A 24,071-nucleotide genomic window follows, 5' to 3' on the forward strand; every position below is an offset into this window, starting at 1 on the left:
AGGAAAAGAAGCAGCCCCACAGCGCTTTTGAACCGGGGTAGCCAGCCCGATTCAAGCTTGGTTGCTGCCGGCGTGGCCGCCTGCCGGCCCACGGGGGCTCACCGGGATTTTAATTGCGACTGGTACGGTCCAGGTATTCCAGTAGGTTCGCCATGGCTTCGGTGGCGTCTTTCGGCGACAGGGCCCGACGGATGTCCACGATCTTCTTGAGTTCGTCCTTGTCCAGGAGCAGTTCTTCCTTGCGGGTTCCGCTCTGGCGGATGTCGATGGCCGGAAAGATCCGGTGCTCGGCGCAGTCACGGCTGAGCACCAGGTCCATATTGCCTGTTCCCTTGAACTCCTGGTAGATGATGTCGTCCATGCGGCTGCCGGTCTCCACCAGAATCGTGGCGATGATCGTCAGCGAACCGCCGGCTTCTATGTTTCTGGCGGCGCCGAAGATCTTACGCGGCACTTCCATGGCGTTGGCGCCAAGTCCGCCCGAGAGGGTCCGGCCGTAGCTTTCCGTTTCGGCGTTGAAGGCCCGGGCCATGCGGGTAAGCGAGTCGATGAAAACCACCGTGTCCCGGCCGGTTTCCGCGCAGCGCATGGCCGTATGCACTGCCAGGCGGGTCATGCGCATGTGCTGGGAGATGCTCTGGTCCGCGGAAGAGTAGAGCACGTGGGCAGCCTTCAGCCCCCGTTTGAAATCGGTCACTTCTTCCGGCCGTTCATTGATCAGCAGTATGAAAACGTCCATTTCCGGATCGTTGGCGGTTACCGAGTTGGCCATGTGCCGTAAAAGGGTGGTTTTTCCGGTTTTGGGTGGTGAAATGATCAGGCCTCGCTGGCCCCTGCCCATGGGGACGATGAGATCCAGGGCCCGACCGGTGAGATCTTTGGGTCCTTGACTCATGCGCAGGCGCTGGTCGGGGTTGATGCTGGTCATGGTGTGCATGGTTTCAGTCTTTTTATAGCGCTCCAGGCTCAGGCCGTTGACTTTTTCCACCGCAGCCAGCTTCAGGTTCTGGTTGCCCGGGTTGCCGGGTTCACCCCTGCCTTCGATGAAGCTCCCTTCCCGCAGGCCGAATTTGGTGATTATGAAAGCCGGGACGAACGTGTCCGCTGGGCCGGCCTGGTAATTGTTGTCGATGCTGCGGAGAAAGCCGAACCCTTTATCCAGTATTTCTAGGTGTCCGCTTGTCTGTTCCACTGGCTGACGCCCGGGTTTAATGGTGTGCATGATTTTCTCTGGCGGGCATGATTTCGATCCAATACCCGTCCGGGTCTGAGATGAAGTAAAGGCCCATCCCCTCGTTTTCATAGCAGATGCACCCCATTTGGCGGTGCAGGGCATGGGCGGCGGCGTAATCATCCACCTCGAAGGCCAGGTGGATCTCATTGTCACCCAGGTCGTAGGGTGCTGTGCGGTCCTTGAGCCAGGTGAGTTCCAGCTGGTGCTGGCTGTGTCCGTCACCCAGATAGACCAGGGTGAATCCGGGATTGTTCCATCGGCGGTTCTCTGCCAGGTTGAGGGCCTTTTTGTAAAAATCGAGGCTCTTGTCCAGGTCCAGGACATTGATGTTGTTGTGGACAAAGGTAAATTTCATTGACGCAATGATCCTTTCTCAATAACCGGGGTGCACGGCAGATGCGGATTCGTCGAGTTGACGGGGCCGGGCTGCGGGTGGTGTTGAACCGCTTTACTCAGCGAGTGAAGCGCTGAATAGGGCGCACGAGTCAGTAAAATTAATACCCTCGTGAGCGTTGTCAAACCGGCGGGACTTTGACTACATGGGTGCTGACGATATACAGATGCCGAAACTGCCGACTGAGTGATGCGTATACTAAAACAGTTGCCAGGCGATGACAACCCCAATCATTGGACAGCCGCGATAACACCACAAAGGAGTCCGACATGACCACCATCGACCGTTTCGATCCATTCAACAACCGGCTGTGCCGCAATGTGCGCAACGCCCTGTCGGAAAGTTTAAAAAAGGTCTTGGACCGCAAAGAGATTCAGCCGGCGCAGCGCATTGCTGGATCTTTTATGAACGATTCGCTGCCGGCGTGTGTCAAGGCATACATCGACCAGCGCCTTCGGGCCTACACCCAGGTGCTGGCGGATCTTTGCAAAGACCCTATCGACAATCCCCTGGACATCGCCTTCACCATCTGGGACCATGGCCTCTTTTTTGAAACCCATGAATATCTTGAGCCGCATTGGATGCGGGCGCAAGGGGATGAGAAGCAGCTATTGCAGGCTGTTATCCGAGCAGCCGGCGTTTATGTGCATCTGGAGCAGGGAAACCTCACCGGGGCCAGACGAATTGCCGGCAAAGCGCTGGCCGCCCTGAAGATTCATCAGGATCGGTTGTCCTTGCATGCCGATGCCCAGCTGCTGATAGACAAGCTCAGAACCCTGGATCGCGTGCCGCCGATTCTTGCCGGCATTTCGAAATTGGAGTAGTCGATCGCCGTCAGGCAGGCAATCGAGGCGGAAAAACCTGCGGCCCCGAAAGAAAATCCGCCCGAGTAGCGACCCCCCACCGATCCTGCAAAGAAACGCCCGACGTTTCTACAGCAGTCCCAGTTCGACCAGCAGTCCGTAGACGCCTGAACAGCGCAGGCGTATGCGGATAAACTCGGCGATGGTTGGCTGCCAGGGGCGACGACGCAGGGCCATTTTTACTTCCCGTGGCGACAGGGCGCCTTTTTTGAGGTTGCAGGCCCGGCAGCAGGCCACACAGTTGTCAAAATCGGTTTTGCCGCCCCGCGACCGGGGGATCACGTGATCCAGGGTGATGGGTTTGGCCCGTGATCCGCAATAGGCACACGTAAACCTGTCCCGGATCAACACGTTGCGTCGGGAAAAAGGTACGTGCCCGCGGTAGACGCATCTAACCACCTTGACCAGTACGGCCACCGCCGGCGCCCGGAAGGTGCGGCCCACACCATGGATGACCCGGTTGGAAAATTTCAGGATCCGGACCTTATCGGCAAGCATCAGTACCATGGCCTTTTTCCAGTCCACCAGGCCCAGAAAGGTATAATCCCCGTTGAGCAGAATGCAATTCCCGTTCATGGCGACGCTTCCTCTTCCCGGATGAAAAAACTAATCGGTTTTGAAGGCCGTTGTCAATATGGAATCGTCGCCGATTGACACGGGCGGTGGAGCCTTTTGGGTGCCGCATCTTTGCCGCCGGTCCAAACCGGCCCAAAGCTGGCGGGGCTCTACTTCCGGGATTTGCCGGCCAGGTGTGCTATGCATACCTGTACGACTGCAGTCTGATCCATCAGCTTGTCGATATAGGCCTCACCGGAAGAGGTGTGTTCCGGCGCATATTTGGCGACCAGGGCACGCAGCACGTTTTTTTTCAATACATCGTCTTCGATCATCTCGGCGGTGCCCGACACCACCACGCTTTCATACCGGGTGGAGAATTTCTCGGGGATGAGTTCGGTCTTTCCCACCACACAAAAGGAGACCGTTTTGTTGGCAGTGATATTTTCGAGCTTCTGGCCTTCGGTGGCGCAGTGAAAAAAGATGCTTTCTTGCATCACGACGTAATTCACCGGTATGCCGTAAGGCCGGTTGCTTTGGTCCGAGGTGCTTAGAATGCCGTATTCACCCCGTTTTAAAAGTGCCATGGCGGCAGCATCGTCAAGCCGCCGGTCCTCCCTTCTCAACGGTTTCGTCATGGATTTTTCCCTTCCCGCAGCTTGTGCCAATGTGAATGGCAGGTGATCGGTTTTTGCCTTGAGGCTCGGATACCTTGTTTTCGTGCGAATTGCAAACCTCGGCATCGGTCGATCCGGTCGAGAGTCTCCGGCGGCCTAAATACTTAAATCCAATATGAAATGTGTTATGAGTAGTCAGTAATATCTTGACAGGCCGGTGCTGCATTGATAAAAAAAGACCATCTTTCCCAAACCGATCAACCGCCCATGGGCCGGGGAACCGGACCCAACAGAGATTGACCCCGGATCGACATGCCTGGTGCTGAAGACCGGACAGGTCATGCGAGACCGGTTGTCCCAATCCGAGAGGCACGCCTGATGAGAGCCGTTCACCTGCTGGCGGTTCAGGGTCTGAAGACCTATTTTTTCACCTTTGATGGTGTGGCCCGGGCCGTGGACGATGTCTCCTTGCATCTGGACCGGGGAGAGGTGCTGGGGATTGTCGGGGAATCGGGGTGCGGTAAAAGCGTCATGGCCCAGAGCGTCATGCGCCTGATTCCCGAACCCCCCGGCAGAATCGTCGCCGGTCAAATTCTTTTCGACGGTGTGGACATCGCCGCCTTGTCCATGGGTGGTATGCGGGGAATCCGCGGCAACCGCATCGCCATGATCTTCCAGGAACCCATGACCTCCCTGAACCCTGTTTTCACCATCGGCGACCAGATTTCTGAAATGTTCACCCTCCACGAAGGGCTTTCACGCAAAGCGGCATTGGAACGGGCTGTTGAAATGCTGATAAAAGTCCAGATTCCGGCCCCGGAGCGTCGCCTGCAGGCCTATCCTCACCAGCTTTCCGGTGGTATGCGTCAGCGGGTGATGATCGCCATGGCCCTGGCTTGCAATCCGGAAATCCTGATTGCCGACGAACCCACCACGGCCTTGGATGTGACCGTGCAGGCACAGATCCTGGACCTCATGCTGACCCTGCGCCAGGACTATGACACGGCCATCATGATGATCACCCATGATTTGGGGGTCATTACCGAGATTGCCAGCCGGGTGGTGGTGATGTACGCCGGTAAAGTCGTCGAAGCGGCCCGCACCGGGGATATCTTCAAAAATCCCAAGCATCCCTATACCCGCGGTCTGCTGCAATCCATTCCCAAATTGGGTGAACGCGCGCGGCACGGCCGCCGCAGGCTGCGTGAAATCGCCGGGATGGTGCCGAGCCTGTACAGCCTGCCGGAAGGATGCCGCTTCTATCCACGCTGCCCCGACCGGCTGGAAAAATGCCGCCAGCACCTGCCCGAAATCCTCGAGACCGGGGAAGGGCATGCGGTACGATGCTGGCTGCACGTAAAAGAAGGTGAGCGGTAACCACCATGGATCCGTTGCTGACCGTTGACGACCTGAAAGTTCACTTCCCCATCACCAAGGGCCTGATCAGCCGTACGGTGGGCCATGTCTATGCCGTGGACGGGGTCTCCTTTGCCCTGGCCCGGGGTGAAACCCTCGGCCTGGTGGGAGAGAGCGGCTGCGGCAAGACCACCACCGGTCTGGCCGTCCTTCGGCTGATCGAACCCACCGGCGGACGGATCAGCTTCGCCGGCCGCGACGTGACCGCCATGGATCAGGAGCACCTGCGCCTGCTCAAACGCGACATCCAGATGATTTTCCAGGACCCCTATTCCTCCCTCAACCCGCGCATGACGGTCAATCAGATCATCGCCGAGCCCATGACCATCCACCGCGTGCATACCCCGGTCGAGCGGCGCGAACGGGTGGCCTTTCTGCTGGAGAAGGTCGGTCTGTCGCCCGAGCAGGGCCGGCGGCATCCCCACGAGTTCAGCGGCGGACAGCGCCAGCGCATCGGCATCGCCCGGGCCCTGGCGCTCAATCCCGACCTGGTGATCGGCGATGAGCCGGTCTCGGCCCTGGACGTCTCCATTCAGGCTCAGATCATCAACCTGCTGATCGACCTGCAGACCGAATTCGGCCTCTCCTACATCATCATCGCCCACGACCTGGCGGTGGTGGAGCACCTGTGCGACCGCATTGCGGTGATGTACCTGGGTAAGATCGTCGAAACCGCCGCGTATGTAGATATCTACAGCAGCCCCAAACACCCCTACACCCAGGCACTGCTCTCGGCCGTGCCGGTGGCCGATCCGGAGGTCCGGAGGCAACGCATCCTGCTCAGCGGCGACGTGCCCAGCCCGATTCAGCCGCCGCCGGGGTGCGCTTTTCACCCCCGCTGCCGCCACCGCATGGACCATTGCAGCCGGGAAACGCCGCAGCTCAAGGAGGTGGCCGACGGCCATGCGGCCGCCTGTTTTCTGTATTGACCCCCGGCGGTGCAACCGCCGGTAATTGAACGCGTATTGACAACCCGAAGGAGGCAAGATGAAGAAGACATTATCCATTCTGTTGGCAATGGCGGTCCTGCTGTTCGCAGGCCAGGCCTGGGCCCAGTCGTCGATTGTGGTGGCCCAGGACGATTCACCGCGCATGATGAACCCCCATGGGGACGATTCCGATGCCGGTTTGCAGTATTTCGCCAACTTCTTTGACGGCCTGCTGCAACGCAAAGGTGCAGAGGGCACGCTGGCCCCGGCCCTGGCAGTCAAGTGGGAACGCGTCGATCCCCTGAGCTGGAAGTTCTGGCTGCGCCAGGGCGTCACCTTCCACAACGGCAACCCCTTCACGGCCGAGGATGTCCAATTCACTTTCGAACGGTTGTCCAATCCCGAGGTCTCGGAATTCGTCAATGCGGGCAAATCCATCGACAGCATCACGATCCATGACGATTACACCGTCACCATCAAGACCAAGGAACCCATTCCCTGGTTCATCAACAACCTGCACCAGACCTTCATCATGGACAAGGAGGACACCACCACGCGCGATCCAGGCGATGTGATGGTGCGTCCGATGGGTACCGGGGCCTATAAATTCGTGGAATGGGTCAAAGGTTCCTATGTGAAGATGGAAGCCAACGAAAACTACTGGGAAGGCGCACCGCCCATCAAAAAAGTCGAGATCCGTCCCATCACCGAATCCTCCACGCGTTTTGCAGCCCTGGTTTCCGGGCAGGTGGGCATGCTCACCGGCGTTCCGGTTGAACTCTACGACCAGGTCAAGAAAAACAATCAGCTTGAGGTCGTCAGCAAGCCTGCACGGCGTTCGATCTTCCTGGCGCTGGCAAATACGCCCGGCACCCCCATGGCCGACATCCGTGTGCGCCAGGCCATCTACATGGCCATCGACGAAGACGAAATCATCGAGAAAGTGATGCGCGGTCAGGCCGCTCCGGCCGCCCAGATCCCCGATCAGCCTACCATCGGCTACGTCGCCGATCTGAAGCGCCTGCCCCATGATCCTGAAAAAGCCATGCAGCTGCTCAAGGAAGCCGGGTACGAGAAAGGCTTCGCCATCACCCTGAGCGGACCCAACGACCGCTACATCCAGGATGCTAAAATCATCGAGGCCGTAGCCAAGTACCTGGCCAAGGTCGGCATCACGGTGACGCTGGACGCCAAGCCCAAATCGATTTTCTTCCCCGAGGTCAACCAGGGCAAGCTGGCCTTCTACCTGATCGGCTGGTTCGACGGCACCTTCGACATGGGCCGCACCTATGCCAAACTGGCCCACACGCGCGACAAGGAGCGCGGCTTCGGCGAACTCAACGGCGCCGGCTTCAGCGATCCTGAAATGGACGCACTGATTGAATCCACGATGGGCATGCTGGACGCCAAGGCTCGCGAAAAAGCCTTGCAGGATCTCAATAAAATGGCCATGGTGGACAAGATCACCTGGATTCCCCTGCACTACCAGATGGATATCTATGCCGTGCGCAAAGACAGCAACATAGCCTTCCAGCCGCGCCCCGACCGCTGGATGATCTATAAAGAACTATCGCTGAAATAGAAATCCCACCGGAAGGCCGCCGCCCATAACGGCCTTCCGGACCTCTTTCGACAACTTGTGCTCAGCCGGCTGGATGACATGCTGACTTATATCACGCGACGATTCTTGCAAGGCATCGTGGTGCTGCTGGCCGTTTCGATGATCTGCTTTTTCATCTTCCAGTTCATGGGGGATCCGGTCGTCAGAATGGCCGGCCTCTACGCCACCTTCGAAGAGCAGGCAGAAGTTCGCCGGGTCTTCGGACTCGACAAGCCGATCCACGAACGCTATGTGCGTTTCCTGTGGAACGCGCTGCAGGGCAACTTCGGCAAATCGTATGTCAGCCGCGTGCCGGCCCTGGGCCTGATTCTGGAACGCTTTCCGGCCACTTTTGAACTGGCCGTGTGCGCCGTGTGCATCGCCTTCACCAGCGGCTTGAGCCTGGGGGTGCTGGTTTCACTCAAACCCTATGCCCTGCGCAATCGCTTTATCATGGCGCTCAGTCTGGGAGGTATTTCCCTGCCGACCTTTCTGACCGGCATCCTGCTGATCATGATCTTTTCGGTTTTCTGGAACATCCTGCCCTCGTTCGGCCGCGGGGATACGGTCCAGATCGGATTCTGGCGCACGGGCCTGTTGACCATGGACGGACTCCGGCACTTGATTCTGCCGGCCCTGACCCTGGCCAGCTATCAGTTGGCGGTTCTGCTGCGCCTGACCCGCGCCGGCATGCGCGAAGTGCTGACCCAGGAGTACATCAAGACCGCCTGGGCCAAGGGCCTGGCGCCGCACACCGTGGTGCTCAAGCATGCCCTGCGCAATGTGATGATCCCCGTGGTCACCATCACCGGCCTGCAGTTCGGAGAACTGCTGGCCTTTTCCATCGTCACCGAAACGATCTTCCAATGGCCGGGCATGGGCAATCTTTTGCTCACCTCCATCTACGAAAACGATCAGCCCGTGATCGTCACCTATATCATGCTGGCCGCGGCCATCATCATCACACTGAACATGGTGGTGGATATCCTTTACGCACTGCTGAATCCAAAGATCCGTTATGACTGAACGCCGCATCACATCGCGCCTGCTGTGGAACTACCTGCACGACCCGTCGGCCCTGGCGGGCAGCGCTTTGTTGCTGCTCTTCATCTCGGCTGCGGTAGCCGCTCCCTGGATCACGCCGCAGAATCCCTATGACCTGACCACCCTCAGCCTGGAGCATTTCCTCACCCCGCCGCTGTGGATGGAGGGGGGCGCCTGGCCCTTCCTGCTGGGCACCGACGACCAGGGCCGCGACATCCTCAGCACCATTATCTACGGCTGCCGCACGTCGTTGATCGTCGGTTTTTCCGTCGTGTTCATCTCCGGAACCATGGGCATCCTGATCGGCCTTCTGGCTGGTTTTTACGGCCGCTGGCTGGACATCGCCACCATGCGTCTGGCCGATACCGTTTTCTCCTTCTCCACCACCCTGCTGGCTTTTTTGCTGCTGGGAATTTTTAAGCACGGGGGCATCCCCGTGGTGATTCTGGCGATCTGCATCGCCGACTGGGTGCGCTACGCGCGCACCATGCGCGGCAGCGTACTGGAAGTCAAACAGGAGGCCTACATCCTGGCGGCTCGCGCCGCCGGTGCCGGCAACCTGCGCATCATGCTGCGCCACATCCTGCCCAATTCCCTGACCCCCATCTTCGTGGTGGTGGCCGTGGATCTGGCCGTGGTGATCATGCTCGAAGCCACCCTGAGCTTTTTGGGTGTGGGTGTGCCGCTTACCGAACCGAGTCTGGGCATGATGATCGCCATCGGCAAAAACTACATCTATGCCGGCATGTGGTGGATGATCGTCTTTCCGGGAGTCGCCCTGATTCTGCTGGTGGTAGGCATCAACCTGTTTGCCGACTGGCTTCGGGAAGAGTTGAACCCCAAGATCGAACGCAAGGGGTAACGTTTTTTAGGATGAGAATCGAACCACGATGATCAAGACCGCAATGCAAGCTTTCATCTCCGACAGGATTGATGATTTCGTCAACGACCTGGAGACCCTCGTCAATATAGACAGCAGCAGCGACAACCTTGCCGGTATCGATGCCGTGGCCCGTTTTTTTGTCCGGCGTCTGGAGGCCATGGGCTTTTCCACCTGTCTGGAGAAGCGGGGCGACCGGGGCGTTCCCTGTCTGCAGGCCCACAATCGCCCCTTGACGGAAACCTTTGATATTCTGTTTCTGGGTCACATGGACACGGTATTTCCTCCGGGTGAAGTGCAAAAACGGCCCTTCAGCAAGCACGGCGACCGGGCCGGCGGCCCGGGTGTCTGCGATATGAAAGGCGGGTTGTTGGTGGCCCTGTACGTGCTTGAAACCCTGCATCATGGTGGTGTGTTGAACCAGTTGTCGATGGGGGTGTGCTTCAACGGCGACGAGGAGGTGGGATCGAAGGCGTCCAGGGAGTGGATTGAAGCCAATGCCGTAAACAGCCGACGGGTATTCGTTTTCGAACCCTGCCGTCCGGGCCACCGTTTTGTCCTCCAACGCAAAGGCGGCGGTGGCTACCGGATTACGGCCAGGGGTACTTCGGCCCATGCGGGTGTGGAGCCGGAAAAGGGAGCCAATGCCGCTGTTGAGATCGCTCACCAGACGATTGCCGTCCAGCGGTTCAACCAGCAGGCCGATGAGGGGGTATCGGCACACGTAACGGTGATCCGCGGTGGAGAAAGAACCAACATCATACCCGACGAGGCCAGAGCATCGGTGGATGTCCGTGTGGCCAGCAAAAGACAGGTGGCGCCGGTCGAGTCTTTTTTCAAATCACTTCCGGCGAACACCCATGTGCCCGGGGTGACCTTATCCGTAAACGGTGGCGTCGACCGGCCGCCCATGGAATCCGATGACCGGACCCTGGAGTTGTGGCGGCTGATCGCGGCCGAGGCTGCCAGGATGGGCTTGAAAGTTGCGTGGATTGCCACCGGCGGTTGTTCGGATGGCAATTTCGCTTCCGCTTTGGGCGTGCCCACCATCGACGGCATGGGGTTGGTGGGCGGCAATGCCCACCGGCAGGACGAATATGTGGAGTTGAACAGCATTGTGCCCCAGATCCGGCTTATCGCTTCCGTCTGCCAATCGATTGCCCAAGATAAGAGATCAAGCCTTCAGGCGTCGTAGGGATGAAGATCGATTCCCCGTTCGCTCGCCAACCCCGCCGCAAGCGGCGGCAGATGCGCTCGCTATCGCGGTTCAATTGGATTGGGGTGCGGCGGCGCTTCCCTCCGCCCTCCCTCAGCTTTTCAGGTTGACCGTCTCCACCAGCACCCGGGCCGTACCCTGTTCGTAAAAGCCCAGTTTTTTGGCGGCGCCCGCACTCAGGTCGATGAATCGGTCGGCAATGAAGGGCCCGCGGTCGTTGACGCGCACAATGATGCTGCGCCGGTTGGACAGATTGGTCACCCGCACGAAGATGGGCAGGGGCAGGTGCTTGTGGGCGGCGCTCAGGCCATTGGGATAGAAGGCTTCGCCATTGGCGGTCATGTGCCCGCCCCGCTGCCGGTAGGTCTCATCCCCGTACCAGGAGGCGATGCCGGTTTCACGGTAGGTCTGCGCCTGCGCCACCGTCATGGGCACATAGCGCTGGCCCCGGACCACATAGGGCGAGGCCTTGACCCGGCCCTGGGCGATGGCTTCCTTGGGCGACAGGCCGTCGATGGTGTCGATATCGTCGTGGGTCAGGGGCCAGGAGAGCGGGGCGGTGACCACATCAAAGGTGAACCCGCCCACGGTATAGACCGTGCTGCCGGCGAATCGGGTCACCTTGTAAGCCGTGACCACCGTTCCCTTGGTCAGCCGGTAGGTGGTGCGCACCACGCCGCAGGAGGACAGGAGCACACATGACGCGGCCAATAGCGTTATGCCAAGGCGCAAGCGGTGTTGGCAGTTTTCCGGCGTCCGGTTGAAGCGCCGGGCCACGCCGGCAAAGCTGCGCCGGATCAGCGATGCCAGCGCATCGATATTTTTTGCCGTCGTTGCGACAATTGCATCTTCTGGCAACGTCATCGGATCATCCGTTCAGGGCCTGTTCAAAATCTTGCCTTAAATCCCGGGTGTCCTCGATACCCACGGAGAGGCGGATCAGGGAGTCGGTGATGCCGGCCGCCTGTCGCTCCCTGGCGCTCATGCCGGCGTGGGAGGTGGTGGCCGGCCGGGTGACCAGGGTCTCCACCCCGCCCAGGCTGGGGGCCACGATGGGAATCTTTACCCGCTGCATGAAACGCTCGGCCGCGGCGAGGCCGCCTTTCAGTTCAAAACTGACCATGCCCCCGAAACCCTCCAGCAGTTCCCTGGCCCGATCGTAACCGGGCCGGCCGGGCAGACCGGGGTAGTTGACCCGGGCGACGGCCGGATGGGCGGCCAGGGTTTCGGCGATGGCCAGGGCGCTGCGGTTCTGGTGCCGAACCCGCAGGGCCAGGGTTTTCATCCCCCGGTGCAGGAGGAAACAGGCATGGGGGTCCAGGCTGCCGCCCAGGTGAATCAGCTTGTGGGCGATCTTTTTCAGCAGGTGGCCCTTGCCGGCCACCGCCCCGGCCACGATGTCCGAATGGCCGTTGAGGTATTTGGTACAGCTGTGCAGGCAGATGTCGTAACCCCATTCTGCCGGCCGGAAATTGACCGGCGTGGCGAAGGTGTTGTCGATCATGGCGATCAGGCCGTTGGCCGCGGCAAACTCGGCCAGGGCCTTCAGGTCGCCCACCCGGAGCAGCGGGTTGGTGATGGTTTCCACGTACAGGCCGCGGGTGTTGGGCTTTAGCCTGGCGGCCCAGGAGGATGGATCCTCGGCGTCGATGAAATCGAACTGAAACCCCAGGGGGACGAAATCCGAAACGATGAAATCCTGGGTGCCGCCGTACAGGCAATTCTGCACCAGGATGTGGTCGCCAGGCGAAAAGAGTGCCAAAAGGGTGGTGGAGATGGCCGCCATGCCGCTGGCGGTGACCAATGCGGCCTCGGTGTTTTCGAGGGCCGCCAGCTTGCGGTGCAGTACCTCGTGGTTGGGGGTGTTGTTCATGCGGATGTACTTCAACTCGTCGTAGCCGGGATGGCCGGCGTACGCGAAGGTGGACGACTGGAACACCGGCAGGCTGACGGCCCCGCAGATGCGTTTTTCAGGCTCGCCGGCGTGGATCAGCCGGGTGTCGATGCCCTGGTTTGCATTGGCCATGACGACTCCTTGGATGGTCGGGCGGGTTGAATATTTCGTTTTGATCTTTACTTTCATGCTGTCGGAATGAATATTTTAGCATGTTTTCTGCGGAGAGACCATGATCGATTCCAGCGCATTCGGCGTCATGACTATTGACGGCCGAACCTATACCTCCGATCTGTTTATTTTCCCCGATGGGCGTGTACGGGACGGGTGGTGGCGGCAGCGCGGCCATGTGCTGTGCGTAGACGACCTGCTTGCCCTGGTCGACACCGCCCCGGAACTGTGATCGTGGCCGGCACGGGCACCAGCGCGCGCATGCGCCTGCAAGCGGATGTCGTGGCCTTTCTGAAGGAGAGGGGCATCGCCTTGATTGCCGAACCCACTCCCCGGGCCGTGGGAATTTACAATCAAAAGTGCACGACGGGATCGAAGGTCGGCGCCTGCTTTCATCTGACCTGCTGAGGCCTTTGCCGGTACCGTCGGTTTTTTGGCCAATAATGCGGTAACGCCTGTCGGGACGGCGCGCGGCGATATCCGGTTTCGCGTTGGCGCGGCTTCCAGCTGCGATGCGGTTGTTTTTAATGCCGAGGGATCACATGTCGAAAACGAAAAGCGCAAGCGATTTTGAAATGGTCCTGGAAGTTCACAATGCCGGTGATCGTGTCTTTCTCAGGTCCATCCTGGATGCGGAAGGAATCGACTACTTCATTCTGGGAGAGACGGTTGCACCTTACCTCTTCAATTCCGTGCCCATGCGGCTCATGGTCAGGAAAGCGCAGGCGGCGATGGTTCGCGAACTTCTGGAGAACTTTGCGCAAGCCCATGCGTACGGCGGCTTGAAACGAATGCTTGACAAAAAATGAGGACGGCAATGCCTTGACATCAAGATATATGCGGTTACTTTTGTGCCATGGAAACGGGATCCCACATACGCCTGATATTGGGCAGAGCGGCCAAAGCTGTCGAGCGGGTTGATCGGGCCAGTATCGCCGGAACCGGTTTGAATATAAGCGATTTCAGTATCTTGGAAGCGCTTTTGCACAAAGGACCGCTGCCCATCAACACCATCGGCAGGAAAGTTCTTCTGACCAGCGGATCCATGACTGCTGCAGTCAACCGCCTGGTCCAGAAAGGCCTCTTGGAACGGATTCAGGATTCTGCCGACGGTCGGTCTTATTACCTGCACCTGACCAAATCGGGGCGCATGCTCATAAAAAACGCCTATGATAAGCACACCCAAAACCTTGAAAAGATCGTCGAGGGATTGACCGCAAGAGAGCGCAGCGAGGTGGTCAGGCTGCTTAAAAAGATCGGTCTGCATGCCGATGGCGTTGTGGTGGATTGATTTTCAGCTGGCCCCTGGTTTTGAAGAGCCGACACAAGGGGGGTGTTCGAATTCAGCAGCGATCTCACCGGGCAGGATTAAAACCCGATTGACGTGAAAAAACGGAAACCTTCAGAAAGAGGAGAATTTGCCATGAAAATACGGATTGTTTTCTACTCCACCTATGGGCATGTGTACAAAATGGCCCAGGCAGTGGCCGAGGGCGTCCGGGAGGTCGATGGCGCCGAAGCGCTGTTGCGGCGCGTTCCCGAAACGCTTCCGCAGGCGGTGCTCGAAAAAATGGGCGCCATCGAGGCCCAAAAGGCATTTGCGCAGATACCGGTCTGCACCGTCGAAGAACTGCCTTCCGCGGACGCCGTTATTTTTGGTACGCCGACGCGCTTCGGCAACATGTGCGGACAGATGCGTCAATTCCTGGATGCCACCGGCCAGCTCTGGTCCCAGGGTTCGCTGGTGGGCAAAGTCGGCAGTGTGTTTACCAGTTCGGCGACCCAGCACGGCGGACAGGAATCGACCATTTTGTCATTTCACACCACCCTTTTACACCAGGGCATGGTGATTGTCGGATTACCCTACGCCTTTCAGGGACAGATGCGCATGGATGAGATCACCGGGGGATCGCCCTATGGTGCCTCGACGATTGCCGGCGGGGCAGGGGAGCGGATGCCCAGCGAAAATGAACTGGCCGGCGCACGCTTCCAAGGCAGGCATGTTGCCGCGATTGCCGCCAAGTTGAAGTCCTAGCGGGGCATGCCACGCGTCGGGATGCCTGAGATTGCCTGCGACTTACGGCGCGCCACTGCGAACCGCAATCCGTTGTTCGTGTGCCCGTATGGGCCCCGATCGATGCATACGAAATGGCCGGGTTTGGACGTTGACCTATCCCTGCCCTGATTGCAGCCATGGTTTGATTGATATTGGCGGTGAATGATAGAACCGGCCTGGATCGTTTTTTCAACAGCTTACAGGGAGAAGGGTCGATGGTAGAGATCGCCGCCGTATACGGCAGCCCCCGCCGGCAGGGCAATACCGCAACACTGCTCAAGCACGCCGTCGCCGGCGCCCGTGACGCGGGTGCCAACGTCACCGAAATTGTCCTGCGGGATTTGAAAATGTCGCCCTGCATGGAAATCTACGGGTGCAAAGCTGACGGAAGATGTGTCATTGACGATGATTTCAGAAACGTCGAAGCGCTGCTGATGCGAATTGACGGCCTGATGCTGGCCTCACCGATTTTTTTCTACGCCGTCAGCGCCCACACGAAAATCCTGATGGATCGCTGTAACTCCCGGTGGGTCAATAAATACTGGATTGAAAAGCAGCCCTTCGGTCAACAAGACTATCCGCGCAAAGGTTTGTTTATTTCCGTGGGGTCCACCAAGGGCAAAAAACTGTTTGACGGCGCATTGATGAGCGTCAGATATTTCCTGGATGCACTGGATATGGAACTCTGGCAATCCCTGATTTATGGGCAGATCGAATCGGAGGGGCAGATTTTGCAGCACCCTTCATTTCTAAAGGAGGCCTATGAATCGGGAGCGGCCTTGGCCGCGGTCCTGGCTGGCCGTTAGCCGCTTAGGAACCTGAATGAATTGATAATGAAAGGAGCGTCACGATGTCTTTACAAGCGGTTCAAACCGACAGGGCCCCGGCGGCCATAGGCCCCTATCCCCAGGCGGTGATTGCACAGCCCAGGTCAAACAGATTCTGATCGCCGCCCGCAGCGGTCTGGAGCGGACCACCGCCGCGGAGGTGTTTCTCACGGACATGGGCGAATTCTCAGACTTTAACGCCATTTGCGCCGGGTATTTTTCGGCCCACAAGCCGGCCCGCGCCGCCATCGAGGTGAGTGCGCTGCCCAAGGGCGGATGTGTGGAGATCAAATGCACGGCGATTGTGGGGTGACCGTTTTCTCATGGAGGTCCCTTCATCAGCGACCAACGCCTTTCGATTAAGGCCTGCGTGCGATTCTCCCTGGACAAGACTGCAGTTGGATCAACCCGGCGTTAAACGATTTCTTCCCGCCTGTTTGCTTGCATACATAAGATTGTCCGCCCTTTTTAGCAGGGTGTCCATGGTGTCGCTTGCATGCACCAGGGTGGCACCCATGGAAAGCGTAACCTGTAATTTGATCTCTCCGTGAAGGATATATGATTTTTCAATCAGGGCACGCACCCGGTTGCCCAGGCGGCTGAGGTTTTCCAGATTGATGTTGCGGATGATGCCGATGAATTCTTCACCTCCCCAACGGCCATAAAGGTCAAAGGGTCGCGTGTTGGATTTAAACGTACCGGCAACGAAGCGCAGAACCGCATCGCCGGTATCATGACCATGGGTGTCGTTGAATTGTTTAAAACAGTCGATATCCATGAAAAGAATTCCGAATGGAATGTTCAACCGTTTACGCTCCTCAAGCCTGTTATGGAGCTCGGTTTCGATATAGGTTCGGTTGGCCAATTCCGTAAGACCGTCCAGCAGGGCCAACTTTTCAAGCTCCCGGACCCTCAGTTCATTGGCACGCCGGTTGCTGATATCGGAAAACAATTCGATTCCGCCAATGACCTTCCCATCCACGTCGGTTAATGCACTGACGCGGACATGGACGGGAATCCGGTGGCCCTGTTTGTGGCGCATATACACCTCGCCCTCGCGAGGCCGGCCATCATGGATGGTTTCCCATAAAGGGCACTTCCCGGTACAAAGACTCGTGCCGCTGCTGTCCACATGCGTCAGAATATTATCAGCGCACGATTGACCGATCACCTCCTGGCGGGAGAATCCGGAGATTTGTTCAGCAGCTGCATTCCAGTAGGTGATCACCCGCTCTCGATCCACAAAGTACAAACCGTCATGCAGGTTCTCAAGGATCCTGGCATAAGCATCTTGATCCAGGTTCATGGGGTTTTCCTTGATGCCGGATTCACATAAGTTAATTCATCCTGGTTACAGGTGAATGATTGCGCACTCTCCCTTTTATTGTCAAGGTATTCAATGTGTATTCATCGATATCTGGCTAATCCAGAACGTCAGGGCCATGACCCGTCGATTTATGAAAAGCATGCCGGATAAAGTTTTATGCAGGAGCGTAACAGCGCATGGAATTTGCCCCCGATGCCATGATTTTTACTGTCCGGAGATCGATGAAACCGATCACGCAGAACATGGATGGGTTCGGTTAAGGCCGGGGTTTGACCGCTACCCTTCAAGCGTGGTGCTTTCAGCTGACGGGGTGACTTCCGGAAAGGCCGTGGCGCGGGAAAAGGCCGTGGCGAAATCCGGTTCCGAGGCCAACTCCAGGTAGCGGATGCGTCGGCACAGATCGCGTGCTTCCGCTCTCAATTTTTTGTCCAGAAGCGCCATTACCACACCCACACCGGCCAGGTTGTCTTTGGGCATGACCAGACCGTCGGCAACGGCCGGGGGCAGCATCCCGATGGCCAGGGCGTTTTTCCAGTTGAAGCGGGCGCCGAAGGCGCCGGTAAGAATGGTGCGCTCAATTTTGTCGATGCCGGCCTTGCGCATGAGAAATTCGATTCCCGTGGAAAGCGCCGCTTTGGCCAGTTGAATCTGGCGGACATCGTTGAGGGTGACGGAAATATCCCTGCTGGTGGCGCTTTGATCCCTGCCTGCGATGGTATAGTGCCGTCCGATACCCCGCTGATCGGCAACCACCCCGCTGATTGTTTCATCCAGCCTGCCGTTGGGCAGGATGGCCCCGATCTGCCGCAGGGCGGCAATGGTGTCGATGATGCCCGAACCACACATGCCCATCGGCCGATTGCGGCCATCATTTCCCAGTACTTCATAGACGACGCGGCGGTTGCTTTCATCCGGCCATGCGCGGTGGATGGCACCGGATACCGCACGCATGCCGCAGGAGATCTGAGCGCCTTCCAGGGCCGGACCGGTGGCACAGCTGGTAACCCATAACCCGTCCCGGTTGCCCAAAACGACCTCGCCGTTGGTGCCGATATCAATGATGAGGGTGACCGCGCTGCGCTCGTGGGGACGATCCGCCAAGATGGCGGCCATGGTGTCTCCACCCACAAAACCCGATACGACCGGCATAAAAAATACGGGAACCGCCGCATCGGTGGTCAGCCCGAGGTCTTTGGCGTTGAGGGTTGGCGGGGTCAGCGTCAGTGGGAGATAGGGGAAGACGCCTAACCCATAGGGGTGAAGACCGGCGAAAATCTGCTGCATGGTGGTGTTGCCGCAAACACCCACCTCGTCGACATCACCGCATGTGGCCCCGATATGCGCCAGACAGCGGTGCATGAGCAAATTGATGCCTTCAACGGCCAGACGCTGGAGTTGATCCAGATGCGCATCCTTTGCGTTGATCCTGCTGATGCGGCTGATCACATCCTCACCGAAGCGCCGTTGGGGATTGACACAGGCGTCGGCCGCCAGCAGCGCGCCGCTCCTCAGGTCGCACAGATAGCCGGCTAAGGACGTGGTGCCCAGATCAACGGCGAATCCGAGGCCGGCGCTCTGGCTGCCTGCCAGGATGCGGCGCAGGCCGATCTCCTCATGTACCACCAGGGTGAAGGTTTTCAGGCTGTCGCGATATCCGCCCAGCTGCCGCAGGGAAGCGATGTCGGCAACTGCGGCGGCGGGGTCGCCGACCTGGGCGGCGAGCCAGTCCAGCAGACTTTCCGGGGAGTTGTCCGTCTTCAGGCCCGGTGGTCGGCCGGTGAAGGCCAGGCGCCGGGTCATGGCATCCACCGGATAACTTCGGGCGATACCGGTTTTTCCTCTGGTTTCGGAACTTTCTTCCAGGTTGTCGGGGATCGTGACCGTTCCCCTGCCGATGGCCCGCGCCTGGCAGGCCAGCCGCGAGCCGCCGGCCATCTGGTCCGGCGTAAGGCTGTCCAGTTCCTCATCGGTGGGTAAAGAGAAATTCTGCTGGGGATGGACCAGGACGCGGCACTTGCCGCAGATACCCACGCCACCGCAGTCGGCCCGGATACCGATCCCACAATCGGTGCCCATTTCCTGGAGCGTTTTATTTTCATCCAGGGGCACTTTGAGCCCGGCCGGCTCGAATGTAATCGCTTGAGCGGCGGCAATTTTTTCAATGGCACGGCGATCGATCTTTCCGGTAGCCGCTCTGGGAATCCGATCGACGATGCGGATCTGACGGGGTTTCTCGTGGGGCTCCAACGCCTTGTCCAGGCAAGCCCTGACATCGTCGTCGCAAGCGCTGCCAGCCACCAGGGCGATGATCTCCCGATCCCGGCCGGTCTCCACCGAGTTGGCTATTACCAGGGCTTCATCGACGCCGGCGATATCCATGATGACCTGGCGAACCTTTTCCAAATCCACCCGGTTGCCGCCCACTTTGACGATATTGTCCGCCCTTCCGGTAACCACAAACCCCTGGCTGCCATGGGCTTTGACCCGATCCGCCACCGTGAACCACCCGTTGCCGTGCACCGGAAGCTCCCGCGAAAGAAATGGCGACCGGATGTCCAGCATGTCACCGGCGACTCTCCACTGGATGCAGCTGTAGGGTGTGAAGTGCGCTTCGCCTTTGGCCCGGCAGCGGGTGGCGATGCCGCCGGTTTCCGTGGAACCGTAAATTTCGATCAGGTCCACGCCTGCGGAGCTGCCGAAGGCCGCGCCATCGGCTTCAGCCAGGGGGCCGGCCGAGGAGAAGGCCAGCCGCAAGGCCCGCTTGTCCGCTGGACTTTCCCTGAGTGCCCGGTAATGGACCGGTACGCTCACGAAAATTGTGGGCGCTGCGTCGACCATCTGCTGTTTGATCTCTTCGGGAAAGGAAGGGGTCGACGCCACCACCCGGGCCGATGCCGCCAGGGGTGCCAACAGCGAGTAAAGCAGTCCGTAAATATGCAGGGCCGGTACGCTGGCCAGAATGCGGTCGCTGCTTTGAATCTCATAACGGGTTAACAGATAGTCCACCTCGCCCAGCAGATTGCGGGGTGTTTTGGACCAGAGACGCGGCGCACCGGTAGATCCGCCGGTGAACAGGTGAATCCAGGTCCGGTCAGGATCGGGTTCTTCCTCGGACCGCAGGGTTTCGGCTTCATCGGCCAGCGCCAGCACATCGATGGCTGATACGCCGACCGGCAGAAGATGACCGGGCTTTGCAACAGCTCGGTTGAAACCGGTCAGCTGATGCAAATCCATAAGCGCGGTTGCCGACAGGGTATGGGGCAGCAGCAGTTCGGGCCCACCGGCCAGCGACGCCAGAAGGGCGGCCGCCATCAGCGTGCGGTCCTCGGTGCAGAGGCAGACCGGTGCGCCATCAACTTTCCGGCTGTCAAAAGATGCCTTGATGCGGCGGGCCATCCGATAAAGGCCGTCATAGTCGCAGCCGGGCATGCTGAATGTCTGACCCGGGCGGGCAGGGCCGGACAGCAGCCGTTCCATCATCAAGGTGATCGTGTCCTTTTCTGCATTCGATTGTGTCATCGTCGATGGGATTCCTTAAGCCGCATATGACAGCCTCAGCCGCCGGTGGTGGATGGGTCGGGTATACCTGACTGGACACCAGTTATTACAGTGCTTTGTCCGGGTCAAGCCATTCCCGCAGCAGGGTCCCGTCAGCAGGCCACAGCAAAACGGGGGCGATCGTAAAAATGCCCTTACGGGAACCCGACAACCGTGTTTTTGTTTCCTCGCGAAACCGCCAGGGGTCAGGGCTAGGACCTTGACGGGGCGCTGACCAGCATCGGTTGGCCTTGACACCGACGGAAATTTTGAATAGCTAATGACGCTTCATTTGTATACGCAGCAGGCGTCGATTTAAAAAGGATCGATTCATGAAAAGCGGTACCAGCCGGTTATGCGATTTTGAGGTCGACAAGGCTGCCATCGCCTGTGCAGCCGCGGAAAACCGGCTGCTGACCATGGAAATCGAATTCAGCCTGCGCTGCAATTTTCGATGCCCGTATTGCTATGTTCCCGAGGAGAGCTATTTTGACGGGGAGTTGACCGCCGCGGAGATCCGGGATGTGCTCATGCAGGCCCAAGCCCTGGGTGCGCAACGGATTATCATCCTGGGGGGCGAGCCGAGCATCTACCCGCTTATCCGGGAAATGATCGGCTTCATCCAGGACCAGGGCATGGATGTGGAAATGTTCACCAACGGCAGCGGCATTTCGGCCGGTTTCGCCAGGTGGCTGTTTGAGCGCCGGGTGCGTGTGGTGATGAAGATGAACACCTTCGATGCCGAACTGCAGGACCGATTGTCCGGGAAACCGGGAGCCGGCCGGATCATCGCCAACGCGCTCAGCCACCTCAAACAGGCGGGCTATCCCTCCGAAACTGCATTCCTGGCCGTGAGCACCATCATCTGCCGTCAGAACCTGGATGAACTTCCCCGCATGTGGTGCTGGCTGCGGGACCAGGGCATCGCACCCTATTTCGAAATCATCACACCCCAGGCCAAGGCTCTGGAAAACCCCTGGCTGGTGGTGGATCCGCCGACCCTGCAAGGGGTATTTGAGGAACTGGCGGCCATCGATCGGAAGCGTTATGGCCGAACCTGGCCGGTCCAGCCGCCGCTGGTGGGCAACCGCTGCCTGCGCCACCAGTTCTCCTGTCTGGTGACCTCCAGGGGGGACGTCATGCCCTGTGTGGGAGTGACCCTCTCCCTGGGCAACATCCGCCGGCAGCCGCTGAAGACGCTCATCGAGAACAGCCAGGTGCTCAAGGACCTGAAAAATCACCGCCGGACCATCAAGGGGCCCTGCGCAAGCTGCGACCAGGCCGACGGCTGCTACGGCTGCCGGGGGGCCGCCTACCAGATGACCGGCGACTACCTGGCATCGGATCCCCTGTGCTGGCGCAACTGTCCGAGTCCGCCCTGAAGGACTGTCCATGAGCGCAACGACTTTGCCGAGCCGGCCCAACCCCCCGTCGGCCATATCCGGCCTGCTGGGATGCCTGGCCGTTTTTGCATCGGCCTTCTGCTTCTACTTCTCCACGGTGGTGATCCGCTGGTCCCAGGATGTGGTGGCCATCGACTCCGCCTTCTACGCCTTTTTCCGTTTTCTGCTGGGATTTCTGGTGGTCTGCATCCTGATGACCCTCAGGCGGCAGGGGCCGGCCCCCAAACGCTACCATCTGCTCGTCGGCCGGGCCGTGGGCAACAGCATCGCCGTATACTGTTTTTATCAGGCGGTGCGCTTCACCTCGGTCGCCGAGGCCAACATCCTCAACATGACCTATCCCATTTTCATTGTCATCCTGTCATGGATACTCATGCGCCACCAGCGTGATCCGGTCGCTGCGGCCATGGTGGCGGTGGCCATCGCCGGCGTGTGGCTGATCCTGAAGCCGGGAAGCACGGGCCTCGGTCTCGACAGCCTCTGGGGGCTCGGTTCGGGGATTAGTGCGGCGGCGGCCATTGTCTACCTGAATATCAGCCGGCAGCACCACGATGCCAACACTGTGCTTTTTTACATGTTCGGCCTGGGAGCGCTGCTGATGTTCGTCTTTTTCCGCAACCGCTTTTTCTGGCCCAACCCCACCGAGTTATACTATCTGATGGTTTGCGGCGGGGCCGGCATTGCCGGTCAGTTTCTCATCACGATAGGATTCCGTTATGTCACCGCCGTCGAGGGGGGCGTGATCTCCTCGACGCGCATCTTGCTGGCCGCGTTGCTGGGCCCCTGGCTGGCCTCGGATCCGTCGCTGGGACCGCTCGGCTGGCTGGGTGCCGTGCTCATTTTTGCAGCCAACGTCGTGCTGACCCTGCGCAAGAGTATCGGGATCAAACCTTGAAATTTGAATTTAATTCCTGATATTGATCTTTAAGCCTTTGTTCAACCCCAATTTTGTCATTGATCGCCTTTACACTTTTGCTGATTGAAGAATAGGTGAGCTCAAACAGGTCCCCGATTTTCTGATTGGAAAACCGCCCGGTTTTAAAAAGAAAATAGATCAATAAATCCCGTTTTTCCTTGTCACTGTCCCGCATCTTCTTTGCATTTCGAACCGCTTCAATATCAAGCCCCAATATCCGGCCAGCTTCATTTAAAAACAAGCCTGGATCAAATTCACGCAAAAGTCTATTGTGTTGTGGCAGCTCAATATTTTTTTTATCTGCCAAGAACCGTTCCTTCAATTTTTCAACGAAATCCTGGCTGCCGAAAATCAGTCCATATTTGACATCTTCCCAAAGGCTGTGGTTCTCCTTGGCATATTCCCGCATTTTCTTTCGATAAGCCTTGTGAGAATCCTCTCCGGGTAAATAATCTAAAATCGTTCCGGTATTCAACCACTGCGGTGATTTCTTCTTATAGCCGTAAAACGGGTAACTGCTCCATGGGTAATCCGCCAGCCGCTCAACCCTTCCTGCACGAAGCGGGTTGCGATGGATATAACAGGATAATCTTAGCAGGTAGGCATCATTTTCCACGATAATGCTTTTAAAGCGTCCTTGGAAAAGATGCCCGTTGGTGTGATGGTTCAGATTGAATTTACGGGTATAAGTTGATCCGAACCATTGCATGGCCTTAGATAGATTGGGATCAAGCGTTTTCAGCAACAGATGATAATGATTGCTCATCAGAACATAAGCATAGATCTCAATGTTGAACCGCTGAACCAGTTCTTCTAATAAATTGATAAACAGCGCTCGGTCAACATCCGTATGAAAGATATCCTGACCGCCATTGCCACGGGATAGCACATGGTAAAGCGCCCCGGGAAATTCTATCCTCCATTGTCGTGCCATGGAGCATGTAATAAAATCTGAGAATTAATTTGTCAATCTATTTCACATTTCAAGGTTTGACCCCAATACTTTTCAAGGTTTGACCCCAATACTCTGATGAGGTTCTAAACAGGCAAAAGCCAAAGACCGAGGATGAAGACAAAGGCGCTGACCACCATGACCACCATGGTGTATCCCACAATTTCCCTGGCTTTCAATTTGGTGATACCCAGAAGGGCCAGCGCCCAGAAGGGTTGCAGCATGTTAGTCCACTGGTCT

At 58.2% G+C, this 24,071-nt stretch carries 25 protein-coding genes and 1 pseudogene; 16 read left to right on the forward strand and 10 right to left on the reverse strand.

All coding sequences use genetic code 11. From position 1 onward, the window contains the following. Window positions 1–109 precede the first annotated feature (109 nt). Together rho and R6V78_RS16250 are read right to left on the reverse strand one after the other, a co-directional pair. Window positions 110–1,222 carry a transcription termination factor Rho gene (gene rho / locus R6V78_RS16245; protein WP_410290430.1) on the reverse strand — a complete coding sequence of 371 codons (1,113 nt, stop codon included), beginning with the start codon at window positions 1,220–1,222 and terminating at the stop codon, window positions 110–112. Beyond that, window positions 1,209–1,589 (reverse strand): VOC family protein, encoded by a 381-nt coding sequence (locus tag R6V78_RS16250; RefSeq protein WP_410290431.1) that lies wholly within the window; start codon window positions 1,587–1,589, stop codon window positions 1,209–1,211. The genes rho and R6V78_RS16250 overlap by 14 nt, the downstream gene beginning before the upstream one ends. A 308-nt stretch (window positions 1,590–1,897) precedes the next feature. Between R6V78_RS16250 and R6V78_RS16255 the strand changes: the two genes are divergently transcribed. Next, window positions 1,898–2,452, forward strand: a complete 555-nt coding sequence (locus tag R6V78_RS16255; protein ID WP_410290432.1) for a DUF309 domain-containing protein — start codon at window positions 1,898–1,900, stop codon at window positions 2,450–2,452. Window positions 2,453–2,560: 108 nt separating this feature from the next. Here R6V78_RS16255 and R6V78_RS16260 read toward each other — a convergent pair whose 3' ends face one another. Both R6V78_RS16260 and R6V78_RS16265 read right to left on the reverse strand, forming a co-directional pair. Continuing rightward, on the reverse strand, window positions 2,561–3,067 hold the full coding sequence (locus R6V78_RS16260; protein ID WP_410290433.1) for an HNH endonuclease: 507 nt from the start codon (window positions 3,065–3,067) through the stop codon (window positions 2,561–2,563). A gap of 149 nt (window positions 3,068–3,216) precedes the next feature. Beyond that, entirely contained in the window at window positions 3,217–3,684 is a 468-nt protein-coding gene (locus R6V78_RS16265) for a pyridoxamine 5'-phosphate oxidase family protein (RefSeq protein WP_410290434.1), read from the reverse strand. 357 nt (window positions 3,685–4,041) lie between these two features. On the opposite strand from R6V78_RS16265, the gene R6V78_RS16270 reads away from it, so the two are divergent. From R6V78_RS16270 to R6V78_RS16295, 6 genes are all read left to right on the forward strand, one after another. Continuing rightward, window positions 4,042–5,040, forward strand: a complete 999-nt coding sequence (locus R6V78_RS16270; protein ID WP_410290435.1) for an ABC transporter ATP-binding protein — start codon at window positions 4,042–4,044, stop codon at window positions 5,038–5,040. A 5-nt stretch (window positions 5,041–5,045) separates the two neighbouring features. Further along, the gene (locus R6V78_RS16275) at window positions 5,046–6,008 is read left to right on the forward strand and encodes an ABC transporter ATP-binding protein (protein ID WP_410290436.1); all 963 of its coding nucleotides are present in this window, start codon (window positions 5,046–5,048) and stop codon (window positions 6,006–6,008) included. A gap of 58 nt (window positions 6,009–6,066) precedes the next feature. Then, complete coding sequence (locus R6V78_RS16280; RefSeq protein WP_410290437.1) at window positions 6,067–7,590, forward strand: ABC transporter substrate-binding protein; 1,524 nt, start codon at window positions 6,067–6,069, stop codon at window positions 7,588–7,590. Window positions 7,591–7,668: 78 nt separating this feature from the next. Continuing rightward, a complete protein-coding gene (locus tag R6V78_RS16285; protein WP_410290438.1) occupies window positions 7,669–8,634 on the forward strand; it encodes an ABC transporter permease in 966 nt (321 codons plus the stop codon). Continuing rightward, window positions 8,627–9,514 carry an ABC transporter permease gene (locus R6V78_RS16290; RefSeq protein WP_410290439.1) on the forward strand — a complete coding sequence of 296 codons (888 nt, stop codon included), beginning with the start codon at window positions 8,627–8,629 and terminating at the stop codon, window positions 9,512–9,514. Before R6V78_RS16285 ends, R6V78_RS16290 begins: the two co-directional genes overlap by 8 nt. Before the next feature lie 28 nt (window positions 9,515–9,542). After that, on the forward strand, window positions 9,543–10,727 hold the full coding sequence (locus R6V78_RS16295) for a M20 family metallopeptidase (RefSeq protein WP_410290440.1): 1,185 nt from the start codon (window positions 9,543–9,545) through the stop codon (window positions 10,725–10,727). A gap of 114 nt (window positions 10,728–10,841) precedes the next feature. Here R6V78_RS16295 and R6V78_RS16300 read toward each other — a convergent pair whose 3' ends face one another. After that, entirely contained in the window at window positions 10,842–11,612 is a 771-nt protein-coding gene (locus tag R6V78_RS16300; RefSeq protein WP_410290441.1) for a septal ring lytic transglycosylase RlpA family protein, read from the reverse strand. A 4-nt stretch (window positions 11,613–11,616) separates the two neighbouring features. After that, complete coding sequence (locus R6V78_RS16305) at window positions 11,617–12,774, reverse strand: trans-sulfuration enzyme family protein (protein WP_410290442.1); 1,158 nt, start codon at window positions 12,772–12,774, stop codon at window positions 11,617–11,619. A gap of 100 nt (window positions 12,775–12,874) precedes the next feature. Between R6V78_RS16305 and R6V78_RS16310 the strand changes: the two genes are divergently transcribed. The 7 genes and pseudogenes from R6V78_RS16310 to R6V78_RS16340 form a co-directional block, all read left to right on the forward strand. Beyond that, window positions 12,875–13,045, forward strand: a complete 171-nt coding sequence (locus R6V78_RS16310) for a hypothetical protein (protein WP_410290443.1) — start codon at window positions 12,875–12,877, stop codon at window positions 13,043–13,045. Between the two features lie 2 nt (window positions 13,046–13,047). Next, entirely contained in the window at window positions 13,048–13,221 is a 174-nt protein-coding gene (locus R6V78_RS16315; protein ID WP_410290444.1) for an MTH938/NDUFAF3 family protein, read from the forward strand. Window positions 13,222–13,355: 134 nt separating this feature from the next. Continuing rightward, window positions 13,356–13,622 carry a hypothetical protein gene (locus tag R6V78_RS16320; RefSeq protein ID WP_410290445.1) on the forward strand — a complete coding sequence of 89 codons (267 nt, stop codon included), beginning with the start codon at window positions 13,356–13,358 and terminating at the stop codon, window positions 13,620–13,622. Window positions 13,623–13,669: 47 nt separating this feature from the next. Beyond that, a complete protein-coding gene (locus R6V78_RS16325) occupies window positions 13,670–14,104 on the forward strand; it encodes a MarR family winged helix-turn-helix transcriptional regulator (RefSeq protein ID WP_410290446.1) in 435 nt (144 codons plus the stop codon). Window positions 14,105–14,236: 132 nt separating this feature from the next. Next, entirely contained in the window at window positions 14,237–14,848 is a 612-nt protein-coding gene (gene wrbA, locus R6V78_RS16330) for an NAD(P)H:quinone oxidoreductase (RefSeq protein WP_410290447.1), read from the forward strand. Between the two features lie 179 nt (window positions 14,849–15,027). Continuing rightward, window positions 15,028–15,675: a flavodoxin family protein gene (locus R6V78_RS16335; RefSeq protein ID WP_410290448.1), complete on the forward strand. Its 648-nt coding sequence runs from the start codon at window positions 15,028–15,030 to the stop codon at window positions 15,673–15,675. A 127-nt stretch (window positions 15,676–15,802) separates the two neighbouring features. Next, window positions 15,803–16,009, forward strand: a pseudogene (locus R6V78_RS16340) (Rid family hydrolase); the annotation flags it as partial. A 90-nt stretch (window positions 16,010–16,099) separates the two neighbouring features. Here R6V78_RS16340 and R6V78_RS16345 read toward each other — a convergent pair. Next, window positions 16,100–17,002 (reverse strand): diguanylate cyclase domain-containing protein, encoded by a 903-nt coding sequence (locus R6V78_RS16345; RefSeq protein ID WP_410290449.1) that lies wholly within the window; start codon window positions 17,000–17,002, stop codon window positions 16,100–16,102. A 297-nt stretch (window positions 17,003–17,299) separates the two neighbouring features. Next, window positions 17,300–20,542, reverse strand: coding sequence for an ASKHA domain-containing protein (locus tag R6V78_RS16350; RefSeq protein WP_410290450.1), 3,243 nt, complete (start codon window positions 20,540–20,542; stop codon window positions 17,300–17,302). Between the two features lie 350 nt (window positions 20,543–20,892). On the opposite strand from R6V78_RS16350, the gene R6V78_RS16355 reads away from it, so the two are divergent. Beyond that, the gene (locus R6V78_RS16355; protein WP_410290451.1) at window positions 20,893–21,942 is read left to right on the forward strand and encodes a radical SAM/SPASM domain-containing protein; all 1,050 of its coding nucleotides are present in this window, start codon (window positions 20,893–20,895) and stop codon (window positions 21,940–21,942) included. A 10-nt stretch (window positions 21,943–21,952) separates the two neighbouring features. Further along, window positions 21,953–22,858, forward strand: a complete 906-nt coding sequence (locus tag R6V78_RS16360; RefSeq protein WP_410290452.1) for a DMT family transporter — start codon at window positions 21,953–21,955, stop codon at window positions 22,856–22,858. Here R6V78_RS16360 and R6V78_RS16365 read toward each other — a convergent pair. Both R6V78_RS16365 and R6V78_RS16370 read right to left on the reverse strand, forming a co-directional pair. Continuing rightward, the gene (locus tag R6V78_RS16365) at window positions 22,848–23,813 is read right to left on the reverse strand and encodes a transposase (RefSeq protein WP_410290453.1); all 966 of its coding nucleotides are present in this window, start codon (window positions 23,811–23,813) and stop codon (window positions 22,848–22,850) included. The two genes, R6V78_RS16360 and R6V78_RS16365, sit on opposite strands and share 11 nt — an antisense overlap. Before the next feature lie 104 nt (window positions 23,814–23,917). Beyond that, the coding region (locus tag R6V78_RS16370) for a TIGR00366 family protein (protein WP_410290454.1) at window positions 23,918–24,071 on the reverse strand (154 nt) is incomplete at its 5' end.

It is taken from the genome of Desulfosarcina sp., from assembly GCF_046496365.1.
Lineage (GTDB): Bacteria > Desulfobacterota > Desulfobacteria > Desulfobacterales > Desulfosarcinaceae > Desulfosarcina.

Coding starts and splice junctions, on each gene's coding strand:
- rho (WP_410290430.1), bottom strand. CDS start 1,222: ATGCACACCATTAAACCCGGGCGTCAGCCAGTGGAACAGACAAGCGGA.
- R6V78_RS16250 (WP_410290431.1), bottom strand. CDS start 1,589: ATGAAATTTACCTTTGTCCACAACAACATCAATGTCCTGGACCTGGAC.
- R6V78_RS16255 (WP_410290432.1), top strand. CDS start 1,898: ATGACCACCATCGACCGTTTCGATCCATTCAACAACCGGCTGTGCCGC.
- R6V78_RS16260 (WP_410290433.1), bottom strand. CDS start 3,067: ATGAACGGGAATTGCATTCTGCTCAACGGGGATTATACCTTTCTGGGC.
- R6V78_RS16265 (WP_410290434.1), bottom strand. CDS start 3,684: ATGACGAAACCGTTGAGAAGGGAGGACCGGCGGCTTGACGATGCTGCC.
- R6V78_RS16270 (WP_410290435.1), top strand. CDS start 4,042: ATGAGAGCCGTTCACCTGCTGGCGGTTCAGGGTCTGAAGACCTATTTT.
- R6V78_RS16275 (WP_410290436.1), top strand. CDS start 5,046: ATGGATCCGTTGCTGACCGTTGACGACCTGAAAGTTCACTTCCCCATC.
- R6V78_RS16280 (WP_410290437.1), top strand. CDS start 6,067: ATGAAGAAGACATTATCCATTCTGTTGGCAATGGCGGTCCTGCTGTTC.
- R6V78_RS16285 (WP_410290438.1), top strand. CDS start 7,669: ATGCTGACTTATATCACGCGACGATTCTTGCAAGGCATCGTGGTGCTG.
- R6V78_RS16290 (WP_410290439.1), top strand. CDS start 8,627: ATGACTGAACGCCGCATCACATCGCGCCTGCTGTGGAACTACCTGCAC.
- R6V78_RS16295 (WP_410290440.1), top strand. CDS start 9,543: ATGATCAAGACCGCAATGCAAGCTTTCATCTCCGACAGGATTGATGAT.
- R6V78_RS16300 (WP_410290441.1), bottom strand. CDS start 11,612: ATGACGTTGCCAGAAGATGCAATTGTCGCAACGACGGCAAAAAATATC.
- R6V78_RS16305 (WP_410290442.1), bottom strand. CDS start 12,774: ATGGCCAATGCAAACCAGGGCATCGACACCCGGCTGATCCACGCCGGC.
- R6V78_RS16310 (WP_410290443.1), top strand. CDS start 12,875: ATGATCGATTCCAGCGCATTCGGCGTCATGACTATTGACGGCCGAACC.
- R6V78_RS16320 (WP_410290445.1), top strand. CDS start 13,356: ATGTCGAAAACGAAAAGCGCAAGCGATTTTGAAATGGTCCTGGAAGTT.
- R6V78_RS16325 (WP_410290446.1), top strand. CDS start 13,670: ATGGAAACGGGATCCCACATACGCCTGATATTGGGCAGAGCGGCCAAA.
- wrbA (WP_410290447.1), top strand. CDS start 14,237: ATGAAAATACGGATTGTTTTCTACTCCACCTATGGGCATGTGTACAAA.
- R6V78_RS16345 (WP_410290449.1), bottom strand. CDS start 17,002: ATGAACCTGGATCAAGATGCTTATGCCAGGATCCTTGAGAACCTGCAT.
- R6V78_RS16350 (WP_410290450.1), bottom strand. CDS start 20,542: ATGACACAATCGAATGCAGAAAAGGACACGATCACCTTGATGATGGAA.
- R6V78_RS16355 (WP_410290451.1), top strand. CDS start 20,893: ATGAAAAGCGGTACCAGCCGGTTATGCGATTTTGAGGTCGACAAGGCT.
- R6V78_RS16360 (WP_410290452.1), top strand. CDS start 21,953: ATGAGCGCAACGACTTTGCCGAGCCGGCCCAACCCCCCGTCGGCCATA.
- R6V78_RS16365 (WP_410290453.1), bottom strand. CDS start 23,813: ATGGCACGACAATGGAGGATAGAATTTCCCGGGGCGCTTTACCATGTG.